This window comes from Mycobacterium sp. TH-M11 (genome assembly GCF_057473725.1).
On sequence record NZ_JBYCLD010000253.1, the window covers coordinates 1 to 1,943 of the forward strand.

Genomic DNA, 1,943 nt, shown 5'->3' on the forward strand with positions numbered 1-1,943 from the left:
CCTTCATGATCTCGCTGGTGCCGCCGTAGATCCGGTTCACCCGCGAACCGGTGTACATGTTGGCGATCGGGTATTCGGCCATGTAGCCGTAGCCGCCGAAGATCTGCAGGCACTTGTCGACCACCTGATCGGATTTCTCCGCGGCGAACAGTTTGGCCATCGACGCGGTCATCGGATCGTTCTTGCCGCCGACGTACTGGCTGATCGCGTAGTCGACCAGGGTCTTGATCGCGAGCGTGTCCGTCTTGCATTCGGCCAGCACGAATTTGGTGTGCTGAAAGTTGCCGATCGGCCGGCCGAATGCCTCACGCTCCTTGGAGTAGCGGATGGCCTCCAGCACCGCCGCCTCGGCCAGCGCCGCGCACAGCGTCCCGATGATCAGCCGCTCCCGGGCCAACTGGTCCATCAGCTGATAGAACCCCAGCCCCTCCTGCTCCCCGAGCAGGTTGGCCACCGGCACCCGCATGTCGGTGAAGAACAGCTCCCGGGTGTCCTGGCCGTGCTGGCCGATCTTCTGCAACACCCGCCCACGTTCGAAGCCAGCCAGTCCGTTGGTCTCGGCGACGATCAGCGACACCCCGGCCGCCCCCTGGGACGGGTCGGTCTTGGCGACGATCACCAGCAGATCGCAGTGGGTCCCGTTGGAGATGAACGTCTTCGAGCCGTTGATGACGTAGTGGTCGCCGTCGCGCACCGCGCTGGTGCGCACCGACTGTAGATCCGAGCCGGTCCCCGGCTCCGTCATCGCGATGGCCAGCACCGCCTCGCCGCTGATGACCTTGGGCAGCCAGCGTTTGCGTTGCTCGTCGTTGCCGTAGGCATACAGGTAATGCGCCACGATCGGTGAATGCACCGAGAAGCCGAAGCATTGGTCGTGGGCGTAGACCAATTCTTCCTGGACCACCGAGTGCATGGCGTAGTCGCCGCCGGCTCCGCCGAACTCCTCGGGCAGATCCAGTCCCAGCAGCCCGGCGTCGCCGGCCTTGTTCCAGAATTCGCGGTCTACGCCGTGTTGGGCGACCCAGCGCTCCTGATGCGGGGTGGCCTCCTTGCGCAGGAACTCCGCGGCGTGCTTGCGCAGTTCGCGGTGCTGGTCGGTCTCCCAGAACGGGCGGTAATCGGGGAACAGTTGCGACATCCCCGGATGGTAGCCGTTGCCTTTTGGTGAGCGAATGTGAGTTCGCTTCGTCATTAGGCAGCCTCGCCTTTTGGTGAGGCGGTCCCAGTCTGATCCACTCGGCGGTGGTGCTGGGTTGACGCTTCGCGGCCTGCGGCGTCGCCCGCGAGCGCGGGTTCGGTCTCACACGTGGCTCCACGTCCTGCCACCGGGCCACTCCCGGCGGGACTCTGTTCACCCAACTGTGTGGGCACGCCGAGTCGGGCGAGGTTGATCGCAGCACCCAGATCACGGTCGATCTGTTTACCGCATTCGTCACACTGAAAGACTCGATCGGCCAGGGTGAGGTTTGACTTTCGCCTCCCGCAAGCCGTGCACGTCTTCGATGACGGATAAAACCGGTCGGCTTCCACCAGATGACTGCCGTACCAACGACTTTTGTAGACCAGCATACGCCGGATTTCAGCGAGGGCAGCATCAGCCAGGGCCCGATTGAGGCCGCGCTTGCGAGCCCCGCCCGCGGCTCGCATGCCCGCAGCGTTGAGGGTCTCCACCACCACGACATCGTGCTGCTGCGCCAAGGTGGTGGTTGCCTTGTGCAGGACGTCGCGGCGCACCGCCGCGGCATGGGCGTGTATGCGGCCGATGCGGGCCTGCGTGCGCCGCCACCGCTTCGACGGCTGCTGGCGAGCCCGGGTCTGCGCGTCATACGGGCCACGTTGGCGGGCGGCCCGACGCTGCAGGGCGCGCAACCGCGATTGCGCCGCGCTCAATGACTTCGGTGCAGCAATGCGCGCGACTTCCAGGCCCTCGGGTGTCGCAACTA

2 protein-coding genes are annotated in these 1,943 nt (G+C 65.4%); both read right to left on the reverse strand.

The window, feature by feature from the left end:
• On the reverse strand, positions 1-1,138 hold a 1,138-nt coding region (locus tag AC2VOG_RS10445), incomplete at its 3' end, for an acyl-CoA dehydrogenase family protein (RefSeq protein ID WP_486939822.1).
• Between the two features lie 53 nt (positions 1,139-1,191).
• The coding region (locus AC2VOG_RS10450) for an RNA-guided endonuclease InsQ/TnpB family protein (protein WP_486939823.1) at positions 1,192-1,943 on the reverse strand (752 nt) is incomplete at its 5' end.